The 20275-nt window shown below is 39.1% G+C and carries 20 protein-coding genes and 1 tRNA gene; 20 read left to right on the top strand and 1 reads right to left on the bottom strand.

Annotation, left to right across the window (positions count from 1 at the left end; genetic code table 11):
• From ABYD77_RS05950 to lpxC, 7 genes are all read left to right on the top strand, one after another.
• On the top strand, nucleotides 1-439 hold a 439-nt coding region (locus tag ABYD77_RS05950; RefSeq protein WP_372767957.1), incomplete at its 5' end, for a glycosyltransferase.
• 33 nt (nucleotides 440-472) lie between these two features.
• Nucleotides 473-1882: a UDP-N-acetylmuramate--L-alanine ligase gene (gene murC / locus ABYD77_RS05945; protein ID WP_372767963.1), complete on the top strand. Its 1410-nt coding sequence runs from the start codon at nucleotides 473-475 to the stop codon at nucleotides 1880-1882.
• On the top strand, nucleotides 1879-2793 hold the full coding sequence (locus ABYD77_RS05940) for a D-alanine--D-alanine ligase (protein ID WP_372767955.1): 915 nt from the start codon (nucleotides 1879-1881) through the stop codon (nucleotides 2791-2793). Before murC ends, ABYD77_RS05940 begins: the two co-directional genes overlap by 4 nt.
• A complete protein-coding gene (locus ABYD77_RS05935) occupies nucleotides 2794-3582 on the top strand; it encodes a cell division protein FtsQ/DivIB (protein ID WP_372767953.1) in 789 nt (262 codons plus the stop codon).
• A gap of 7 nt (nucleotides 3583-3589) precedes the next feature.
• A complete protein-coding gene (gene ftsA, locus ABYD77_RS05930) occupies nucleotides 3590-4822 on the top strand; it encodes a cell division protein FtsA (RefSeq protein ID WP_372767951.1) in 1233 nt (410 codons plus the stop codon).
• Between the two features lie 48 nt (nucleotides 4823-4870).
• The gene (ftsZ, locus tag ABYD77_RS05925; RefSeq protein ID WP_372767949.1) at nucleotides 4871-6094 is read left to right on the top strand and encodes a cell division protein FtsZ; all 1224 of its coding nucleotides are present in this window, start codon (nucleotides 4871-4873) and stop codon (nucleotides 6092-6094) included.
• 92 nt (nucleotides 6095-6186) lie between these two features.
• The gene (gene lpxC, locus ABYD77_RS05920; RefSeq protein ID WP_372767947.1) at nucleotides 6187-7098 is read left to right on the top strand and encodes a UDP-3-O-acyl-N-acetylglucosamine deacetylase; all 912 of its coding nucleotides are present in this window, start codon (nucleotides 6187-6189) and stop codon (nucleotides 7096-7098) included.
• 196 nt (nucleotides 7099-7294) lie between these two features.
• Here lpxC and ABYD77_RS05915 read toward each other — a convergent pair.
• Nucleotides 7295-7370, bottom strand: a tRNA-His gene (locus tag ABYD77_RS05915).
• A gap of 163 nt (nucleotides 7371-7533) precedes the next feature.
• Here ABYD77_RS05915 and ABYD77_RS05910 point away from each other — a divergent pair.
• The 13 genes from ABYD77_RS05910 to ABYD77_RS05850 all read left to right on the top strand — a co-directional run bounded on the left by ABYD77_RS05910 (nucleotide 7534) and on the right by ABYD77_RS05850 (nucleotide 20273).
• The gene (locus ABYD77_RS05910; RefSeq protein ID WP_372767961.1) at nucleotides 7534-7872 is read left to right on the top strand and encodes a YbaN family protein; all 339 of its coding nucleotides are present in this window, start codon (nucleotides 7534-7536) and stop codon (nucleotides 7870-7872) included.
• Between the two features lie 98 nt (nucleotides 7873-7970).
• Nucleotides 7971-8792: a mechanosensitive ion channel family protein gene (locus tag ABYD77_RS05905; protein ID WP_372767945.1), complete on the top strand. Its 822-nt coding sequence runs from the start codon at nucleotides 7971-7973 to the stop codon at nucleotides 8790-8792.
• 12 nt (nucleotides 8793-8804) lie between these two features.
• Nucleotides 8805-9578: a YdiY family protein gene (locus tag ABYD77_RS05900; RefSeq protein WP_372767943.1), complete on the top strand. Its 774-nt coding sequence runs from the start codon at nucleotides 8805-8807 to the stop codon at nucleotides 9576-9578.
• Between the two features lie 166 nt (nucleotides 9579-9744).
• Nucleotides 9745-12336, top strand: coding sequence for an SLBB domain-containing protein (locus tag ABYD77_RS05895; RefSeq protein WP_372767959.1), 2592 nt, complete (start codon nucleotides 9745-9747; stop codon nucleotides 12334-12336).
• Nucleotides 12337-12393: 57 nt separating this feature from the next.
• The gene (locus ABYD77_RS05890; protein WP_372767941.1) at nucleotides 12394-13437 is read left to right on the top strand and encodes a nitroreductase family protein; all 1044 of its coding nucleotides are present in this window, start codon (nucleotides 12394-12396) and stop codon (nucleotides 13435-13437) included.
• Nucleotides 13438-14589, top strand: a complete 1152-nt coding sequence (locus ABYD77_RS05885; RefSeq protein ID WP_372767939.1) for a polysaccharide pyruvyl transferase family protein — start codon at nucleotides 13438-13440, stop codon at nucleotides 14587-14589. It begins immediately after the preceding gene.
• Nucleotides 14590-14651: 62 nt separating this feature from the next.
• Entirely contained in the window at nucleotides 14652-15047 is a 396-nt protein-coding gene (gene gspG / locus ABYD77_RS05880; protein WP_372767937.1) for a type II secretion system major pseudopilin GspG, read from the top strand.
• A complete protein-coding gene (locus tag ABYD77_RS05875) occupies nucleotides 15044-16702 on the top strand; it encodes a GspE/PulE family protein (protein WP_372767935.1) in 1659 nt (552 codons plus the stop codon). Before gspG ends, ABYD77_RS05875 begins: the two co-directional genes overlap by 4 nt.
• Nucleotides 16702-17901 (top strand): type II secretion system F family protein, encoded by a 1200-nt coding sequence (locus ABYD77_RS05870; protein WP_372767933.1) that lies wholly within the window; start codon nucleotides 16702-16704, stop codon nucleotides 17899-17901. Before ABYD77_RS05875 ends, ABYD77_RS05870 begins: the two co-directional genes overlap by 1 nt.
• Entirely contained in the window at nucleotides 17885-18295 is a 411-nt protein-coding gene (locus ABYD77_RS05865) for a type II secretion system protein (RefSeq protein WP_372767931.1), read from the top strand. The genes ABYD77_RS05870 and ABYD77_RS05865 overlap by 17 nt, the downstream gene beginning before the upstream one ends.
• Complete coding sequence (locus tag ABYD77_RS05860) at nucleotides 18282-18689, top strand: prepilin-type N-terminal cleavage/methylation domain-containing protein (protein ID WP_372767929.1); 408 nt, start codon at nucleotides 18282-18284, stop codon at nucleotides 18687-18689. Before ABYD77_RS05865 ends, ABYD77_RS05860 begins: the two co-directional genes overlap by 14 nt.
• A complete protein-coding gene (locus tag ABYD77_RS05855; RefSeq protein WP_372767927.1) occupies nucleotides 18683-19384 on the top strand; it encodes a type II secretion system protein J in 702 nt (233 codons plus the stop codon). Before ABYD77_RS05860 ends, ABYD77_RS05855 begins: the two co-directional genes overlap by 7 nt.
• Nucleotide 19385: 1 nt before the next feature.
• A complete protein-coding gene (locus tag ABYD77_RS05850; RefSeq protein ID WP_372767925.1) occupies nucleotides 19386-20273 on the top strand; it encodes a general secretion pathway protein GspK in 888 nt (295 codons plus the stop codon).
• Nucleotides 20274-20275: the final 2 nt, after the last annotated feature.

Here is a 20275-nt window from a genome sequence, read left to right as displayed (position 1 = left end):
TATCGCAATTCGCCACCAAACAGGCAAAGGTCACTTAGCTGAAGTGACAAAACGCTATGAAAAGCTGAAGTTAAATGCTGATGTGAGCGAGTTTATCCATGATATGGATAAAGCATATGCATGGGCTGATATTGTTGTATGTCGTGCTGGAGCGCTTACTGTAAGTGAAATTGCTGCTGCGGGGAAAATGGCGGTGTTTGTTCCATTTCCGTTCGCAGTTGATGACCATCAAACAGCCAATGCAAATTATTTAGTAAAGCAAAATGCAGCATTGCTGATTCAACAAAAAGACATGTCGAAAGACAGCTTAGTTGATTTAATAAAACCTTTTGTTGTTGATAAAGCGCTGGTTAATGAAATGGCAGGAAAAGCGAAAGCTGCTGCTAAGTTAGATGCAACACGTGATGTTGCAAATTTATGTATCGAATATAGTAAGTAGAGAAACACATTGAAAAAAGATAATTTACCTGCAATGAGACGAATCAACACTATCCACTTTATCGGGATTGGTGGAGCAGGTATGGGTGGCATAGCCGAAGTGTTATTACACTTGGGCTATTCAATCACTGGTTCTGACATTAATCGTGGCGCCATGACTGAACGTTTAGGTGCTGCTGGTGCGACCGTATTTATTGGTCACCGTGAAGAAAATGTAGAAAACGCAGATGTCGTTGTTGTTTCAAGTGCAATTGACGATAGCAACCCTGAAATTACCTATGCAAAAGAGAAACATATCCCAATTGTTCGCCGTGCTGAAATGCTCGCAGAGTTAATGCGTTTCAGACAGGGCATTGCCGTAGCTGGTACCCATGGTAAAACAACCACTACCAGTTTAGTGGCGAGTATTTTTGCAAAAGCAGAGCTTGATCCTACGTTTGTGATTGGTGGTTTATTAAATAGTGCAGGCACAAATGCCAAGCTTGGTAGTGGTCAATATTTGATTGCTGAAGCGGATGAGAGTGATGCAAGCTTTTTGCACTTAAACCCAATGATCAGTGTGATTACAAATATTGAAGCTGATCATATGGATACTTATCAAGGTGACTTTGAAAATATGAAAGACACCTATATTGAGTTTATTCACAATTTACCATTTTATGGCTTAGCAGTAGCTTGTATAGATGACCCTGTTGTGCGTGAATTATTGCCGCGTTTTAGCCGGAAGTTTGTGTCATACGGTGAGTCAGGCGATGCAGATTATCAGTTGATTAACTTCTCTCAATTGGCGAGTAGTAGTACCTTTGAAGTCGTGCTGCCTAATGGAGAACCACTTGAAATAACGTTGAACTTGCCAGGTAAACATAATGCGTTAAATGCGACAGCTGCAATTGCTGTTGCGAACGAAGAAGGCGTTGATGAAAGTGCAATTAAAGTTGCACTTAAAGAGTTTGAAGGCATAGGTCGACGTTTTCAGCATTATGGTGAATTTAACAATGAAGTTGGCTCAATAATGTTAGTCGATGATTATGGTCATCACCCTTCTGAAGTTGCAGCAACGATTAAAGCGGCAAAACAAGGGTGGCCAAATAAACGCTTAGTTATGGCTTACCAGCCACACCGTTTTACACGTACACGTGATCTATACGAAGAATTTGTTGAGGTACTAAGCCAAGTAGATGAATTATTGCTACTTGAAGTTTACGCTGCGGGTGAAGAGCCAATCGTTGGTGCCGACAGTAAGAGTTTGTGCCGAAGTTTAAGGCAACGTGGTAAAGAGCCAAGATATGTTGCAACACCAAATGAGCTTTTTTCAGCACTTGCAGATGCGGTGAAAGACAATGACTTAGTGTTAACGCAAGGGGCCGGTAATATTGGTCAATTGGTTAAACAAATTGCAGAAACAGAAATGAATATAACTAAGCTAAAGCAGGTAGCGCAATGACCCAAAAGCAGTATGGTAAAGTCGCCGTTTTATTAGGTGGTAATTCAGCGGAACGTGAAGTGTCGCTCAATTCTGGTAGTGCCATCTTAAATGCTCTGCTAGCAAATGGGGTGGATGCTATTGCATTCGACCCAAAAGAAAGAGAACTTGCTGAGCTAAAAACGCTTGGTATTGACCGTGTATTTATCGCGTTGCACGGTCGCGGTGGTGAAGATGGCACAATTCAAGGAGCGCTTGAGTTTATGGGCCTACCTTATACGGGTAGTGGTGTACTTGGCAGTGCCTTAGCAATGGATAAAGTGCGTTGTAAACAGCTATTTATTGCCAATAATCTGCCAACCGCGAAATTTACTACGGTCAAAAAAGGCGAAGATTTTAATACACAAGAAATCATTGCTGAATTTGGTGCAGTGATGGTTAAGCCAAGTCATGAAGGTTCCAGTATCGGCATGGCGAAAGCAAGCTCTGCAATAGAGTTAAATAACGCGCTTGAAAATGCTTTCATATTTGACGATGAGGTATTGTTAGAGCAGTGGATTACAGGTTCTGAATACACAGTTAGCATGTTGAATAACCAGGCATTATCTGTGATCGAAATGCGTACGCCGCGTGGTTTTTATGATTACGAAGCAAAATATAAAGCTTCGACTACAAGTTATCATTGCCCTGCAAATTTAGCGTCAACTGAAACGGAATACTTACAGCGTATTGCATCCCAAGCGTTTGCCCTAGTTGGCGCCAAAGATTGGGGGCGTGTTGATGTTATGCGTGATGAAAATGGTCAATTTTATCTTTTAGAAGTCAACACAGTACCAGGTATGACAGAAAAATCGTTAGTGCCAATGGCTGCGAAAGATTCCGGTAGAAGTTTTGCTGAACTGGTATTAGAAATTTTGGATTCGACACTATAAATGAAAGAAAAAATGCTCACTGTTACAGATTTAGTAAAGCGATTGGTTGCTGCAATCAATTGGACTTTACTGTTTGGCGTGAGTTTTTTTGTTTTCACTTTATTTTTTACCTGGCAAGGTATTAGTGCATTAACTGATTACTTAGCAACTGAGAAAAATAGCAAGTTGAGCAAAGTACTGGTACATGGAAAGCCTGTCTATACAAGTGAGCAGGCGATAATTGCAAAAATTAAGTCACTAAAAGTTAGAACATTTTTTGATGTCGATGTAAATCAAGTACAAGAGAAACTATTAGAGCTTCCTTGGATTGCCAGTGTATCAGTTCGCAAACAATGGCCTGATACATTGCGAGTATATGTTACTGAGCATCAAGCTGTAGCAATTTGGAACCAAGATTTATTATTAAATACGCAGGGTGATATTTTTCAGGCTCAGGCGGAACAATTTTTTAATAAGCTACCTATGCTGTATGGTCCCGAAGGCAGTGAAAGTGAAGCTTGGAAGACGTTTAAAACCTTTAAAGAATTGTTAGCGCTAAATGAAATTGAGCTCAGTAGTTTGGCTCTATCTGAGCGTTTTTCGTGGCAGTTATGGCTTAAAGACGGTGTGAAATTGAATTTAGGGCGTAAAGATATTGCGCTCAGAGTACAGCGGTTTATCGATTTATATCCAGAGATAAAAAACTCATCGGATAAAGAGGTAGAGTCGATAGATTTAAGGTATGATACGGGATTGGCTGTAAGTTGGCTGCAGCCCGCAGAACAGCAATCTAAAAATAATAAGGTATAACTAGGGTATGACCAAGGCAGTTGAACGTAATCTCATAATCGGCTTAGATGTTGGTACATCTAAAGTGGTTGCTGTTGTTGGGGAAGTAACGCCTGATAATCAGTTGAGTATTGTTGGTGTTGGCAGTCAGAACGCAAAAGGCATGGATAAAGGTGGTGTAAACGATCTAAATCTTGTCTCCGAATCAATTCAGCGTGCGCTAGATGAAGCTGAACTGATGGCGGATTGTCGTATTAGCTCGGTTTACCTTGGTATTTCCGGCAAACATATCCAATGCCAAAATGAAAATGGCGTAGTGGCAATTAATAATGCTGAAATTACCCATGATGATATTGATAATGTCATCCATATAGCTAAATCAGTGCCTATTTCAGCTGAACGCAAAATGCTGCATGCCTTGCCGCAAGAATATACCGTGGATATGCAAGAAGGCATTCGTAACCCGCTAGGTATGAGTGGTGTACGAATGGAAGCTCGCGCTCACATTATTACGTGCTCAAACGACATGGCAAAAAACATTGAAAAATGTGTTGAGCGATGCGGTTTACATGTTGATCAGTTTATTTTCTCTGCGCTTGCATCGGGCGATTCAGTATTAACTGAAGATGAGCGAGAACTCGGTGTGGCAGTTGTTGATATTGGTGGTGGTACAATGGATATCACTATCTATACACAGGGCTCATTGCGCCACTCAGCAGTATTACCTGTTGCGGGCAATCAAGTTACAGGCGATATTGCGAAAATATTTCGTACTCCTATCTCGCATGCAGAGGCAATTAAAGTACAATATGCCAGCGCGTTAAGTCGCTTAGCGAGTCAAGAAGACAGTATTGAAGTACCCAGTGTGGGTGGTCGACCTGCACGAATCATGTCGCGTCATACTTTATCGGAAGTCGTAGAGCCGCGCATGAGAGAGATATTTGAGTTGGCGATGAATGAGATTCGCCGTTCAGGATTAGAAGAACAAATAGCTGCAGGCATCGTGTTAACTGGCGGTACAGCCAAAATGCAAGGTGTTGTTGAAGTAGCAGAAGAGATTTTCCAAATGCCAGTGCGCGTTGGTCAACCGGTAGGGATCGCTGGGCTTACTGATTATGTGAATGATCCGTCATTTGCGACTTCAGTTGGATTGTTGCAGTATGGGCGAACGATGCAACATAGCCAGAGCAACCGCACCACAGAATCGGGTAATGGAAATTGGTGGAGCCGTTTGACAAAATGGTTTCAAGGGGAGTTTTAAGCTTTTACCTTTTGAGTTTTCATTTGGTAGTTAGTCGGAGAGTTAAACATGTTTGATTTAATGGAACAACACGGTGAAGAAGCCGTAATTAAAGTAATCGGTGTCGGCGGTGGCGGTGGTAACGCTGTTGAACACATGGTTAAAAAACAAATTGAAGGCGTTAAATTTATTGCGGCCAATACAGATGCACAAGCGTTACGTAAGTCATCTGCAGATGTAACAGTGCAATTAGGTACGCAAATTACCCAAGGTTTAGGTGCTGGGGCAAACCCAGAAGTGGGGCGTGACTCAGCCGAGGAAGATGCTGATACGATTCGCAATAGCCTAGAAGGTGCGGATATGATTTTTATAGCTGCAGGTATGGGTGGTGGTACAGGTACTGGCGCTGCACCTGTGGTTGCGCGTATCGCGAAAGAAATGGGAATTTTAACTGTTGCTGTTGTAACACGTCCTTTTGAATTTGAAGGTAAGAAACGTGCAGCTGCAGCTGAAGATGGTATCAATGAGCTTTCTCAACATGTTGATTCATTAATTACAATTCCTAACAATAAATTGCTAAAAGTTTTAGGCAAAGGTACGACATTATTAGACGCATTCGCAAAAGCAAATGACGTTTTATTTGGTGCGGTGCAAGGTATTGCGGAGTTAATCACTCGCTCTGGCCTAATCAACGTGGATTTCGCCGATGTACGCACTGTAATGTCGGCTATGGGCACTGCAATGATGGGTACTGCATCAGCAAAAGGCCCTGATCGAGCGCAAGAAGCCGCTGAAGCTGCAATCTCAAGCCCGCTACTTGAAGATGTCGATTTAACAGGTGCTAAAGGCATTCTTGTTAATATTACTGCTGGCATGGACATTGCGATTGAAGAGTTCGAAACTGTCGGTAACCATGTGAAAGCACTTGCTTCAGAAAACGCAACCGTAGTTGTAGGTGCAGTAATTGATCCTGATATGTCTGAAGATCTACGTGTTACAGTTGTTGCAACTGGTTTAGGTGGTGACCGTAAACCTCAGTTTGGTATTGTAGGCACTGATTTCCAAAAAGTATCAGGCTCTGATACCAACCAGGTTACTAGTATGAAAACGAGCGGTACATCAACACCTGGTGTGTTTGTGCCAAGTTTTGCGCAATCAGGCAATGTGGATGCTCCTCAGACAGTTGAACCAAACGTTCAATCTGAAGTCAAAGAAAGCGCATCACAGGACAAAAAGCAAGATAAAGCGGATTACTTTGATGTACCAACTTTCTTGCGTAATCAAGCTGATTAATCGCTCGACTGTTTAAGTATTGTGCACAATTTGGCAGCTGGTCTTATCTGTGGTAAGATCGCCGCCCAATTTAATGAGTAAGTGGATAGCCTATGATAAAGCAGCGTACCATAACTGAAAAAGTCAGTGCCGTAGGTGTTGGATTACATAAGGGTGAAAAGGTATCTATCACTCTCCGACCTGCTAGTGCGAATACGGGGATCGTATTTCGCCGAGTAGACCTTAATCCTGTTGTTGATTTTAAAACAACACCTGAGGCTGTGGGCGATACTCAATTATGTACATGTTTAATCAATGAAGATGGTGTCCGCTTGTCTACGACTGAGCACTTAATTGCGGCAATTGCTGCCTTAGGCTTAGATAATCTGATTGTTGAGTTGGATAGCCCTGAAGTACCTATTATGGACGGTAGTTCATTGCCATTTATTTACCTCATTCAAAAAGCGGGTATTAAAGAACAAAATGCAGCGAAGCGTTTTGTTCGTATTACCGAAAAAGTGCGTGTAGAAGACGGTGATAAATGGGCTGAAATTGAACCTTACGATGGTTTTCATATCGACTTTGAAATTGCGTTTAACCACCCAGCAATTAATGAAAGTCGCCAACGTATAGGTTTAGATATTACAGCGAAAAATTTCATTGAGCAGATAAGCCGTGCCCGTACCTTTGGCTTTATGCGTGATATCGAATATATGCACGCTAATAATCTAGCATTAGGTGGCAGCATGGATAACGCGGTAGTGCTTGATGACTTTAAAGTGCTTAACCCAGATGGTTTACGCTACCCAGATGAGTTTGTTAAACACAAAATATTAGATTGTGTTGGCGATCTGTTTATGGCAGGTCATAACCTGTTAGGTAAAGTAACTGCATATAAATCTGGTCACGACCTCAACAATAAGCTACTGCGCAAGTTAATGGCTACGGAAACTGCATGGGAATGGGCAACATTCGAAGAGTCAGTTACTATGGCCGCACCAGGTTTAGAAACTGCAAAAGCATAATAGTTTAAAACATAAATTTGAAAGCGCGACTTAGGTCGCGTTTTTTGTTTCTAAATTACACATAATTCATTTGATTGATGAGCTAACACATAAAAGTTAAATCATAAAGATTTTAATGACTTAGAACAGTGTTTAAGTGAGGGGTGGTAAAGTCTTTATAAAAATTTTGTAGAGAAAATTACAGATGAATAAAGAGTGGGGCGACTGACGAGACTTGAACTCGCGACAACCGGAATCACAATCCAGGGCTCTACCAACTGAGCTACAGCCGCCACAAAAAAAAGGTAACACCTTGCTTGGTGTGGCGCGCATAATACATAAAAAAACAAACAATGGGAAGAGTTATGTTATGCTTTTGCTAAATAAAATATTTTGTACGGTTTGAGAGTGATAAAAGTAGCTGTGATCCGCTCATTTTGGTTGTTTATTGGCTTAATGAGCTTGTCCCTGGGCATTCTTGGGGTATTTTTACCTCTATTACCAACGACGCCCTTTGTCTTACTTTCAGCTTTTTGCTTTTCGAAGTCTTCAACACACTTGCATCGTTGGCTGTTGAATCATAAATTATTTGGTGACTTGATACATGATTGGGAAAAGTATGGTGTAATTCGCACTAAGGTTAAAATCATCGCAACAGCTTCTATGGTGTTGTTAATCTCTTACCCACTAATATTTATGCCATTCGTATATTGGCTAAAGGTGATAGTTATTGTTTGTATATTTGCAGTTCTGTTATTTATTTGGACAAGACCATCAATACCTCTCGAAAAGTAAATTATAATTATCGAGCGCTTTTAAATAAAGTGACGATATATTAAAAAGTCTTTATAATTCTGAAGATTACCTAAATCAACTACAAAGGATGGAAAATTATGGATTCTGCAGTTAATTGGTTAAATGAAAACTCAGATATGCTCTTACATTATGGTTTACAGGCCATTATTGCAGTTATTATCTTCTTAGTGGGGATACGTATTGCAAAAATGGCGGAAAAGCTGACAAAAAAAGCGATTGAAAAACGCAAAGTAGATAAAGCAGTTGGTTCGTTTTTAGCCAACATTGTTTACGCATTAGTTTTTGCGGCGACGGTGCTAATGGCGCTCTCTCAAGTAGGCATTGAAACAACTTCGTTTATTGCTATTTTGGGTGCTGCTGGTTTAGCTGTTGGCTTAGCGCTTCAAGGATCACTATCAAACTTTGCATCTGGTGTATTGATTATTATCTTACGCCCGTTCAAGTCTGGAGAATTTATTGAGGCAGCAGGTCATTCAGGTAGTGTGTCAAAAATTGAAATTTTCTCGACTGAATTACTAACGCCTGATAATAAAACAATTATCGTTCCTAACTCAGCTATTATGGGTGGTGCTATTGTTAACTTCAGTCGTCAGGAAAGACGTCGTGTCGATATTATGGTCGGAGTGAGTTACGACTCATGCTTAAAAGAAACACGTGAAGTACTTGAAAGTGTGATTAAATCAAATGATAAAGTGTTAAAAGATCCTGAGTTCTTCATTGGTGTGCACTCTTTGGGCGATTCAAGTGTTAACTTTGTAACACGCTCATGGGCAAAAACTGAAGATTACTGGGCTGTGTATTTTTATCTACAAGAAAACTTTAAACTAGCGTTGGACGAAGCCGGTATTACAATACCTTTCCCTCAAATGGATGTGCATTTAAATAAAATTAGCGAGTAATAGGCTCTAATAATGAAATTAAAATATTTAGCGTCACTAATGGCACTTACACTAACTAATGTAGCTATTGCAGAAGATAAAACATGGCAAGCAAGCAGTGAGTTAGGTGCGATTATCACCAGTGGTAACACAGAAACGACAACGTTTAAGTTTGGTGCCAATGCTAAGCATGATCTCGGTCAATGGACCAATGAATATAAGCTGAATGCACTTTATAAAGAAGATGAAGTGACTTTAGAAAGTGGTTTAAAAGAAACACAGCGTACCAATGAAAAATACGGTGCAGCGATTCAAGCAAACTACAATCTAAGAGAAAAGCATTCACACTTATTTGTTGGTTTAACCCACGATAGTGATTATTTCGGTGCTTATCGTCATGAAACTGTTCTTTCTGGTGGTTATGGTTTCCGTTTAATTGATGAATCCGATATGACGTTGAGTGTGGATTTTGGTCCAGGTTATAAATATTTTCAGTACTCAGAAAAAAATAAAGACGTTTTCAAAGATGGTCGTCCAAAAGCGGGCGAGCGTGATGATGAATGGATTGCATTAGCGAAAGCCGATTTTAGCTGGACAATTAGTGATAATGCTAAATTTACGCAAGGATTTAAAGTTGAATCGGGTAGTACTAACACCAAGAGTATCTCTGAAACCGCACTATTAACCAAAATTAATGGTTCGCTGCAGATGAAAGTAGGGTTTAATGTTACTCATAACTCAGAAGTTGATGCTGAAAAAGTAAATACAGACACTGAAACTGTATTAACTCTAGTTTATAGCTTCTAAGTTTTAGCTTAAACAAAATTGTAAAAGAGCGTTCAACGCTCTTTTTTTTTGCCCATGAAGTCAGGTAGAATTGTGGGTTGTATTTGAACTTGAATTTTAAAGGGATCCTGTGCGTTATCTTAAGCTTTTTCTTTGCTTGTTAGTCGTTTCATTTATTCAGCCATCAATGGCCATGACTCCAACACCACAGCAAATTGAGCAATTTAAAAAATTGCCAAAGTCGCAGCAAAAGGCTCTTGCTAAACAGTATGGTATCGACTTGAACCAACTTGATAAATCAAGTAAACAAGTGGAAGAAGCATTACAAGACGAATCATTACTCGTACAACCCCGTTCTGAAGAAGAAGAAAAGAGCGAAGAAGAAAAGTTCAAACCGCAAATGGAAGAATTAAAACCATTTGGCTATGAGTTGTTTGCTGGTGAGCCAATGTCGTTTATGCCAAGTGAAAATGCGGCTATTCCTGACTCTTATTTAGTTGGACCTGGCGATGAGTTTCAAATCAATTTTTACGGAAAGGAAAGTGATAGTTTTGAAGTAGAGGTTGACCGTGAAGGTCGTTTAACCATTCCCAAACTAAGCCCCGTTAATGTAGCAGGTTTACAGTTCTCAGAAGTTAAAAAGTTAGTAAAAGCGAAAATTGAGCAGGAGATTATTGGTGTAGAAGCATTTGTCTCTATGGGGCGCCTTCGCTCTATGCGCATTTTAGTATTAGGTGAGGCATATAAGCCGGGGGCTTATAGTGTGTCATCGCTTGCATCAGTTACCCATGCCTTGTTTGTAAGTGGGGGGATCACTGAAATAGGCTCGCTGCGAAATGTTCAAGTAAAAAGAGCTGGCAAAGTAGTTGCTGCACTTGATTTATACGACCTGTTAACTAAAGGTGATAGCTCAAACGATATTGTGCTGCAATCAGGTGATGTTGTATTTATTCCATCGGTAGGTAAGCAAGTCACTGTTTCAGGTTTAGTTAAACGCCCTGCAATTTTTGAGCTAAAGAAAAATGAAACCGCAGAAGACTTAATCCGTCTGGCAGGTGGGTTTAAAGCAGAAGCTTTCCCACAAAAAACAGTTATTGAACGTTACGCAGGCAACAGTTTTAAAACGGTTTTAACTAGGGATTTCTCAAAAAGCGAAATTAGCTATCAACCGCATGATGGTGATGTCATTAAAGTGCAGGGATCGAGTGAAGAATTAGAAAATGCTGTGACTATTATGGGTGCAGTATCACACCCAGGTAATTACCAATGGAAAGCAGGTAAACGTATTTCAGACTTAGTATCGTCTCTAAAGTCAGATGTCTTACCCATTGCGGATTTTGACTATTCACTGATTGTGCGTGAAAAGAACATACGTGGTGATATTGAATTACTCCAATTTTCATTGGTAGATGCGTTAGAAAATAAGGCGTCCAATTTTGAATTAAAGCCGCGTGATATCATTATCATATTTAGTCGCTTTGAAGAAAAAGCCGAAGAAAAAAGATTGTTAAGTGATCTCGCTCTCAGTGAGAAAGAAATCGCACATCAGGCAAAAGTTGAGCAGTGGCAAAAGTTTGAAAACCGAAAATTTTTAGAGTTTATTGGTGAAGAGGTTGAGGAAGAAGAAGAGGAAACTACACAGTTAGATAATCTAACAAAGTTACTTACAGGTCATACCGAAGAGTTAGATGAAGACGAGTATTCTGTATTTAGTCGAAAAAAATTACTTGCGCCTGTAATATTAAAGCTGCAAAAACAAGCATCTGCATTTGAAGATGTCGCCCTGATTGCGGTTAATGGGCGTGTACGTTACCCTGGGGTTTACCCTTTAGTGACAAATGCCTCTGTTAAGCTTGCAGTTAATGCTGCTGGTGGCTTACTTGAGTCTGCTTATATGCAAAATGCCGAAGTAACACGGGTTATAAAGGGTGAGAATGCAAGTGTTGAACATATTTCAGTGAATTTAACTGAAGCTATGAATCAATCAAGGCAGTTTATATTGCAAAGTAAGGATTCATTAAATGTTTTCCCAACGCCAAATTGGTCTGAAGAAAGAACGGTCAGCCTTTATGGTGAAGTGCGTTTTCCAGGTACTTACTCAATTAAGCGCGGAGAAACCTTAGAGAATGTATTGGAGCGTGCTGGCGGTTTAACTGACTTTGCAGCTGAAAATGGCGCAATTTTTACTCGAGAGTCAATACGCACAAAAGAGCGGGCACAATTACAAAAACTCTCTGACGATTTACGTCGTGAAATTGCCTCAAAAAGCTTTTCTAACTCGGTAACAGATGCATCATTAAGCTATGACGATACTGATAAGTTGTTAAAAGATCTAGCTAAGGTACAAGCGTTAGGACGTTTAGTTATTGATTTGCCTAAGATTCAATCTGGTGCAATTCCCCTTGAATTGGAAAAAGGAGATGCACTCTATATTCCGGCTAAACAAAGCACGGTGAGCGTTATTGGTGAAGTGAATGTCTCTACCTCGCACTTGTACAGAGACAATTTAACTGTTGATGATTATTTAGAGTATAGTGGTGGTTTAAAGCAGCGAGCAGATGAAGAGCGTATCTATGTTATTAAGGCTAATGGCTCAGTGTATATTCCTAACGATGCTAGTTGGTTTGCTGTTAACGAATCGAAGAATCGTTTAGAGCCAGGCGATACCATAGTTGTGCCACTCGATGCGGAATACATGAATCAGCTAACTTTATGGAGTACGGCAACTCAAATTATTTATCAACTTGGCCTAGCTGCAGCTGCAATTTCGGCACTTTAATTTTTTGGCCCTAAAATTTTTTAGGGTCAGCTCTTTTTTTAACTTTGGAATACTCTTTTGATTGCGTTTAAAAAGTTTATAAAGAAACTGATCCATAATGCGCAAAAGTGTTGCTGGCCCGTTGCGGTGCAATCTCGCTTTTTGACCAGATTGTATTACTGTTTCTTTGATAGAAGCTTTGGGTATGAGCAGCAGGCTTTATTAAAAGCTAAGCTTGCTTATTTTCGAAATGGCGGAGTACAAGAAAAATCTAGCTCATTATTAAGAAGAAATATTCATCGATTGGAAAAAGGCTTAATTATGGAGCCAAGGCGAGATTTATTTGCATTAGATTATATTCAAGAAACCGTAGAAACTTTTGTCAAAGCAAGCAAGTCAGAGGGGTTTTCAACGAGTGAATTAAATTGGGCTTTTTCTGTTTTAACTGCATATTTTAATGCTATCAAACTGTCAAATAGCATTGTAAAAAAAGCTCAAAAAATCTTTTTGTCTGTTGAGTCGTTAGAGCGTGATAACTGTAAGCCCTATTGCAGTGAGTCTCGGGTAAATCACGATGTAAGTTATGATTCATTATTGGCTTTATCGAAAGCGAGAAGATCAACGCGTTGGTTTTTAGATAAGTCTGTTGAAGCTGAAAAGCTTGAAAAAGTAGTTTCTGTTGCGTCACAAGCTCCCAGTGCTTGTAATCGACAACCGTTTGAATTTGTGGTTGTTGAAGGTGAAAGTTTTAGAAAAAAAGTTGCAAAATTGCCAGGCGGAACAGTTGGCTTTTCAGATAATATCCCTTGCTTAATTGCTGTCGTAGGTGACCAATCATACTACCCAATGGATCGTGATAGACATGTTATTTATATTGATTCAGGCCTTGCAAGTATGCAGTTTATGTTAGCTGCAGAAACCCTTGGTTTATCAACATGCGCAATTAATTGGCCTGAACTTGAAAAATTGGATGAACAAGTTAGTAAGTTACTGAAGCTTCCTCAGTACAAGCGCATTGTAATGTTCATTGCGCTTGGCTATGCAAAGCCTAAGGGAGGAATACCATTTTCTGATAAAAAAACAGCAGAACAGTTAATATATTACGTAAAGGAGAATGATTAGTTGCTAAATATTGAAATTAAAGGTGTTCAGTTCTCAAACAAAGGGGCTGAACTAATGTTAGAGGCAATATTACAGCAGCTTGATAAGCATTTAGGTGAATATCAACTTACGCTCTCACCTGGCCGTAATTTACCATATATTAAACGAGCTAAACTAGGTGCATGGCAAAAACTCAGCTTTCGTAGAGGGAGTTTTGACTTAACCGGGGTTTTGGCAAAGTTGCCAAAGAAAGTTCGAAAATTATTAAAGCGATTTGGCATTGTAACGGAAGCGGATGTAGACGTTATTTTAAATGCCTGTGGGTTTGCGTATGGTGATCAGTGGCCATTGACTGATCTCAGAAATACAGCAAAGGAAATTAAACGCTTTAACAAGGCCGGTAAGCCTTATATTATTTTGCCTCAAGCATTGGGTCCTTTTAATCGACCAGAATTAAAAGAGTTTGCAGAGGTATTGATTAATGATGCTTCCATTACATTTGCTCGCGATGATATCTCTTTTCAAGAATGTAAAAAGTTAGATAAAAGCAATAACTTGTTCAAAAGTCCAGATTTTACGGCATTGCTTGAAGTACTGCAGGTTGGAAAAACAAACGAAAACACCATTTGCTTAATTCCGAATAACAAAGTTGTGTCTAAATATCACAGTGTAGATGCAATGCAACAAAAGAAAGCGTATTACGACTTTTGGATTAATTCAGCTCGGTTTTTCATCGACAAAGGTTATTTTGTTGAAGTGTTAAATCACGAAGGCAAAGAAGATAGAGAAATTTGTGAAGCGATTATAAATACCTTAAACAACAAACAAATAGCGCTTGTAGATGGTTTAAGTGCTACTGAAATAAAAGCTTTAATTGGTCGTTGTGATGCGGTGGTTAGCAGTCGATTTCATGGCTGTGTTAGTGCGCTTTGTCAGGGAGTACCTTGTTTGGCAACGAGTTGGAGTCATAAATATGAGATGCTCTATGGAGAGTATGGATTATCTGAAAATGTGATTGATTTCCAACTTGGAACTGAGCAATTAAAAAATAAATTGAACGACTTTTTAAATGATTTGACTAATCAAGCAAGCATTAGCTTATCGCACGCAAAAAAAGTAAAAGAACAGAATAAACAGATGTGGCAACAAGTTGTTGCAATCATCAAATCGTGATTTATCGACATCGACATTGGGCCTTGATAAACTGCCAAGTCGAATTTATGGGAGTTGTAAAAATGAAGAAAATGCGTGGTTTCAGCTTAATGGAGCTGATGATTGTGTTAATTATTTTAGGCCTATTAGGGTCGCTAGTAGCGCCTAAATTATTTTCAAAAGTAGGATCATCTAAAAAGAAAGCGGCTGTTGCGCAAATGCAAATGTTCGAAGCGGCAATTGATACTTATCGTCTCGATGTGGGCTCTATTCCCTCTAATCTTGAAGAGTTGCGTTCAAGTACTAAAAGGGGTTGGGATGGCCCGTACTTGCCAAAAGCAATTCCTTTAGATCCTTGGGGAAATTCCTATGTATATACTGTTCCCGGAGTAAATGGAAATCCATATAGCATAAAAAGCTATGGTCTAGATGGTCAAGAGGGTGGCTCAGGTGAGAATGAGGATGTTATTCACCAATGATTGAACCAGAAGAAATCCTACTTAAGTCTTTCTCAGTTAGTCACTCTGATATAGAAAAGGCTAAATCATATCAAAAAAGGTATTCTGGTAGATTAGAGCAAATTCTCGTTAATATGGGTAGTTTGACTGAAGATGACCTATGTAGCTTTTATTCTCAATTGCTTGGCTATCCTATTTTTGTTCAAGAAGATTGGCATGATTGGTCTTTGCCTGCGGATAATACCTCCGAAATAAATACTCTTATTTCGTTTGACACTGTACCTTTGTCATCAAGTAATGATGCATTACACATTGTGACTAAAGATCCTTTATCTTTAGGTTTAATTGAATACTTAAATGGGTGTGGTAAATCAATTGAAATTGAGGTTGCAACCGCCTCTCAACTCCAACCTTTTTTTTATGAAATACAAAACCTGAATAGTTCGAGTGATTTGTCAAATGAACTCTCCGGTGATGAAGAGGCTCGTTTAAGAGAGCTTGCGTCTGAAGCGCCAACAGTTAACTTACTAAACTCACTTATCACTAAAGCGTTGGCCCGTGGGGCATCTGATATGCACTTAGAACCCTATCAAGGTCGCTTTAGAGTGCGTTATCGTATAGACGGTGTACTGCATGAAGTAGACTCGCTTGCACCTAAAATGCAATTGCCAATTACGACACGTTTAAAAATATTATCTGGTATGGATATTGCCGAAAAGCGTCGCCCTCAAGATGGCAAAATTGAAATGCGAATTGCTAATCAAGAGCTAGATATTCGTGTCTCGGCACTGCCTTTGAACGAAGGTGAAAGTATTGTTTTACGTTTCTTACGTAAAGACTCAATTCGCTATGATATGTCGGTGCTTGGTTTGTCAGGCGATACGCAAACGTTAATTGGCGAAGATCTTAAAAAAACCACAGGGGTAGTTTTACTAACAGGCCCAACAGGTTCTGGTAAAACAACCACGCTTTATACCTTCTTAAATGAGCTTAACAACCCTGATGTAAAAATTATTACACTTGAAGACCCAGTGGAATACCAACTTGAAGGCATTAATCAAGTTCAAGTAAACAGTGAAATCGGTTTTGATTTTGCGGCAGGACTGCGTTCAATTGTTCGTCAAGATCCTGACATAATAATGGTTGGTGAAATTCGTGATAAAGAGACCGCGCAAATTGCTCTTCAATCGGCTCTGACTGGTCACCTTGTATTTAGTACTGTGCACACTAATGATGCTGCAAGTGCTTATACTCGTTTACTTGATTTAGGTGTGGAAGAGTTTTTACTTAATGCGGCACTTGTATCTGTAGTAGCACAACGACTAGCTAGACGTTTATGCCAGCACTGTGCGGCACCAGACGAAAGTGCGAACGAGTTATTAGCAAAATACCCGCTTCAACGAGTTGCCGAGAATGCAGGCATTCAAAATTTAACTATCCAAAAAGCAGTCGGATGTGAGCATTGCAATAATTCAGGTTATAAAGGCCGAATAGCAATTAACGAATACCTGCGCTGTGATGATGATATTAAAGCAATGCCGAAAAACGACCAGTTTATTCCAAAAGCGCAAGCACATAATGCAAGCCTTAAACGTCGTAACCTTATGGAAGATGGCTTTTATAAAGTGGTTACAGGTGTAACTACCATTGATGAAGTGCTAAGGGTTGCGGGCTAATGGAATTTGAGTACAAGGCAATAGACAATTCTGGCGCGCGTCATCAAGGCACCATCGAAGCGAATGATAAACCGCAGGCTCAGCAAAAACTTGTCGCTGATGGGTTACACCCGATAGAACTTAAAGCGATTACGTCAGGAACAACAATTGCTGAACTATTTGGTGAAAAAGTTACGCTTGATCAGCTAGAGTTTTTCACCAGCGAGTTGTCGTTACTGCTAGAAAGTGGTGTGCGTGTTGATAAAGGTATTGATATTATTCGCCAATCAAACGCCCACCCAGCGCTTAGCCGCTTGCTCAATCAAATTGCCAGCTCACTTAAAAAAGGTGAATCATTAAGTGATGCATTTGCTAAACATGAAACTCTGTTTGGTCCACTATACATTTCACTATTAAAAATTGGTGAAACATCGGGTAATTTACCTGAAGTTCTTAATCGTTTAGCCGCTGATTTAAAGTTTCAAAAAGATCTCCGCACTCAAATTAGTACCGCACTGACTTATCCGTCGGTAATCTTTTTTGTGTGTATTATGGCGGTATATTTTGTTTTAACCTTTATTGTGCCAAAAATGGCGGGCATCTTTACCGATCTTGAACAAGCACCTTGGTATACGCAAATGATCATCAATACCAGTAACTTCTTTATTGATTATCAGCTACTTATTGTCGGTGGTATTATTGGTGGCATTGGTTTGCTCGTTTATGCCTTACAAAAGCCAGAAGTTAAAGATTGGTTTTATGTAACGGGGTCAAAATTGCCACTTGTTGGAAATGTAATCATAACTGCAGAACGTATTCGATTTGCACAAAGTATGTCTATGATGCTAGATGCAGGTTTGCAATTAGATACAACGCTTGAACTGACGTCTGAAACCTTAAAACATCCAGACTTTAAACGTGATGCGAAGCAAGCACTAAAACAGTTAAAGACAGGTAAACAACTCAGTTTTGTACTAAGTAAAACACGTATTTTCCCCGATTTCTTTTTATCGATTATTAAAGTAGGTGAAGAAACAGGGCGTTTACCACGAGTATTTAGTGAGGTTGCCAACCGCTCTCGTAATGACTTAGAGCAAGTAATTAAAAAGTTAACCACTATGCTAGAACCTATAATGTTATTATTCATGGGAGCATTTGTGGGTGGTATTGTTATCACAATGCTGATGAGCATGGTGTCTATTAATGATGTACCGCTTTAAATTTTCGGGATTTTCTCTCATTGAACTGATGGTGACAATGGCTATAGCGTCATTATTACTAGCTTTAACAGGAGGTTTAGTGATTAAAGCTGTCGATCAGCAAGGCGCTTTAATAGAGCAGGAAAAAGTCCAACAACTATTTAAACAGTTGTCTTATGATGCCTTTTATTCTGGACATAATATTTCATTGCAAACTGAAGGGCATACGATAACTATTAACAAAAATGAATTAAAAAAAAATGTTAATTTTAAGTACTTAAACTTTTCTAAAAATGAGTATGTAATAAATACGAATGCACACGTTAAACCTGGATTTTATGAATTCCAATTAAATAATGGTTTAAAGAAAGAAGTGTTTATCAAACCTATGTTTCAATTGTATGAACAGCAATAAAGGCTTTACTTTGATTGAAGTGTTAGTCGCTTCGTTAATTCTATTTGCTTCCTTAGCATTAATCGCTGAGCTTTTCGGTTCGTCTTTTTTAACATCTCATAAAGCAAGTTCTACCACTAGGCTTTATCAGATTGCACCTATTGCTGTTGCGGGAGTCAAAAGTCAATTAAGATCAGCTGAAGGGTTGTCAAGTCAATCAGACGTGTCAGGCACATTAACAGTACAGGGAGTGCGGTTTAATTGGCAGGCAAAACTACTAGATAGGGTGCAACCACCGGAGTTCCTTGGTGATGTCGGTGAGAAACCCAAACTTTATGGTCGATACCATATCTCTGTTGTCGCATTAACTGAAACGAGAGAGGTTCCGTTTGATTTTGAGGTTGCAACTTGGTAGCTGTTAAACTTAAAAAATCTGGTTTTACCCTAATTGAAACTCTACTCGCAAGTTCGATCTTAATGATGGTTTTATATGCTGGTTATCTAGGATACGCACAATATTCTGAAAGGTGGGATAAAAGGGTTGAATACTTTTGGAAGCAGGCTGGAAAAAACCTAGGATTATCCTCATTAGTGCGTGTGATAGAATCTACCTCACCTTATATTGTCACGTTAAATGGCAATAAAAAAGGAATCTACTTTCAGGCAAGTGAGCGAAAACTATCATTTGTAAGTGATTCTCCGATTTTTTCAAACAGATCGGCTTTAGTGAGTGTAGAGGTTGTTGATGAAGATGATTTTCAAAAAATTGTTTATAGAGAAACAAGCTTATCATCAATTCTTTTTATCTCTGCTGAGCAAAATGTTTTATGGGAATATGAAGTAGTGATTGCTGAGAAACTTAAACATGTTCGATTCAGTTTTTTAGGGTGGGAAAGTCTTACGGCAGCTATTGAAGCTAAACAACCAGAACAAAAAGTTAAAGCTTTGCCTATTTGGTATAACACCCATGATTTGGCAAAGCGCCAAATACTCCCAATTACTGTTAAAATGGAGTTTTTAACTGAAGAAGTCTTTGCGAGTGAATATCTGATTGACTTGCCAGCAAACTCTTATCAAGTTCTAGTTAGCTATTTAAGAGAAGATAGTTAATATGCGTTTTGAGCGTGGAGTAGCGCTTGTTCAAGTGCTTATAATATCTTTAATTTTGACAACTTTAGCAGTGTTTGTTTCGCAAACTGTTTCTCAACAGGTAAAAATAGGAGAAAAAGTCAAAAAAGCATTTGAATTACAGTTAAAGTTGGAAAGAGGTGAGGCAAGGTTGTTGCAAAAACTATTGTCAAACCAATTTGTACGGCAACCTAACAGTCTTGATGCTTTTGTTAAAAATTGGAACTTTCATGGCGAGCCATTTAATGTAGGTTCGGATGTAACCTATGAAATTCAGGATCTATCATCACTTATTAGTTTGAATAAGCTTTATGTGCCTACCGCTAGGCAGGTTCTTAGGGAGTTAAATGTAGGTGAGCAACACTTAAATACATTCGTCTCTTCCGTCATTGATTGGGTTGATAAAGATAATAATGCACAAACAAATGGAGCTGAATATACATTTTATAAAACTCAAGGGCGGAATGGTCCTAGAAATGGATACCTTCAATCCTTTGATGAGATTACTTTTATTCAAGGTGCTGAACATTTATCTCTGAATAGTTTAGAAAAGTATTTTTCTATTGAATTAACAGCAGGGTTTAACCCTTTGAATGCACCTGATATAGTGCTTAGCGCATTTGTAAATAATGAATCTGTAGCAAAACAGCTCATTGAACTTCGAGAAGAAGGAAAGTTAAATAGGTACCAGTTCTATTTGCTAACAGGAAGAGATGACGATGAATTTTTAACCTTTTCACCAGGTAGAAAGTTGAGAATCAAAATTAGTGTTACAAACAAAGAGCAAATGATAAGCAAACAGTTTATAGCATCATTCACACCTAGAAACTATCGTCAACCGGTCACTATAACGAGTGTTAAGTGGAACTAAAT

The organism is Pseudoalteromonas sp. (assembly GCF_041629635.1).
In the GTDB taxonomy this organism is placed as follows: domain Bacteria; phylum Pseudomonadota; class Gammaproteobacteria; order Enterobacterales; family Alteromonadaceae; genus Pseudoalteromonas.
This window is presented reverse-complemented; position numbering and strand designations above follow the sequence as displayed.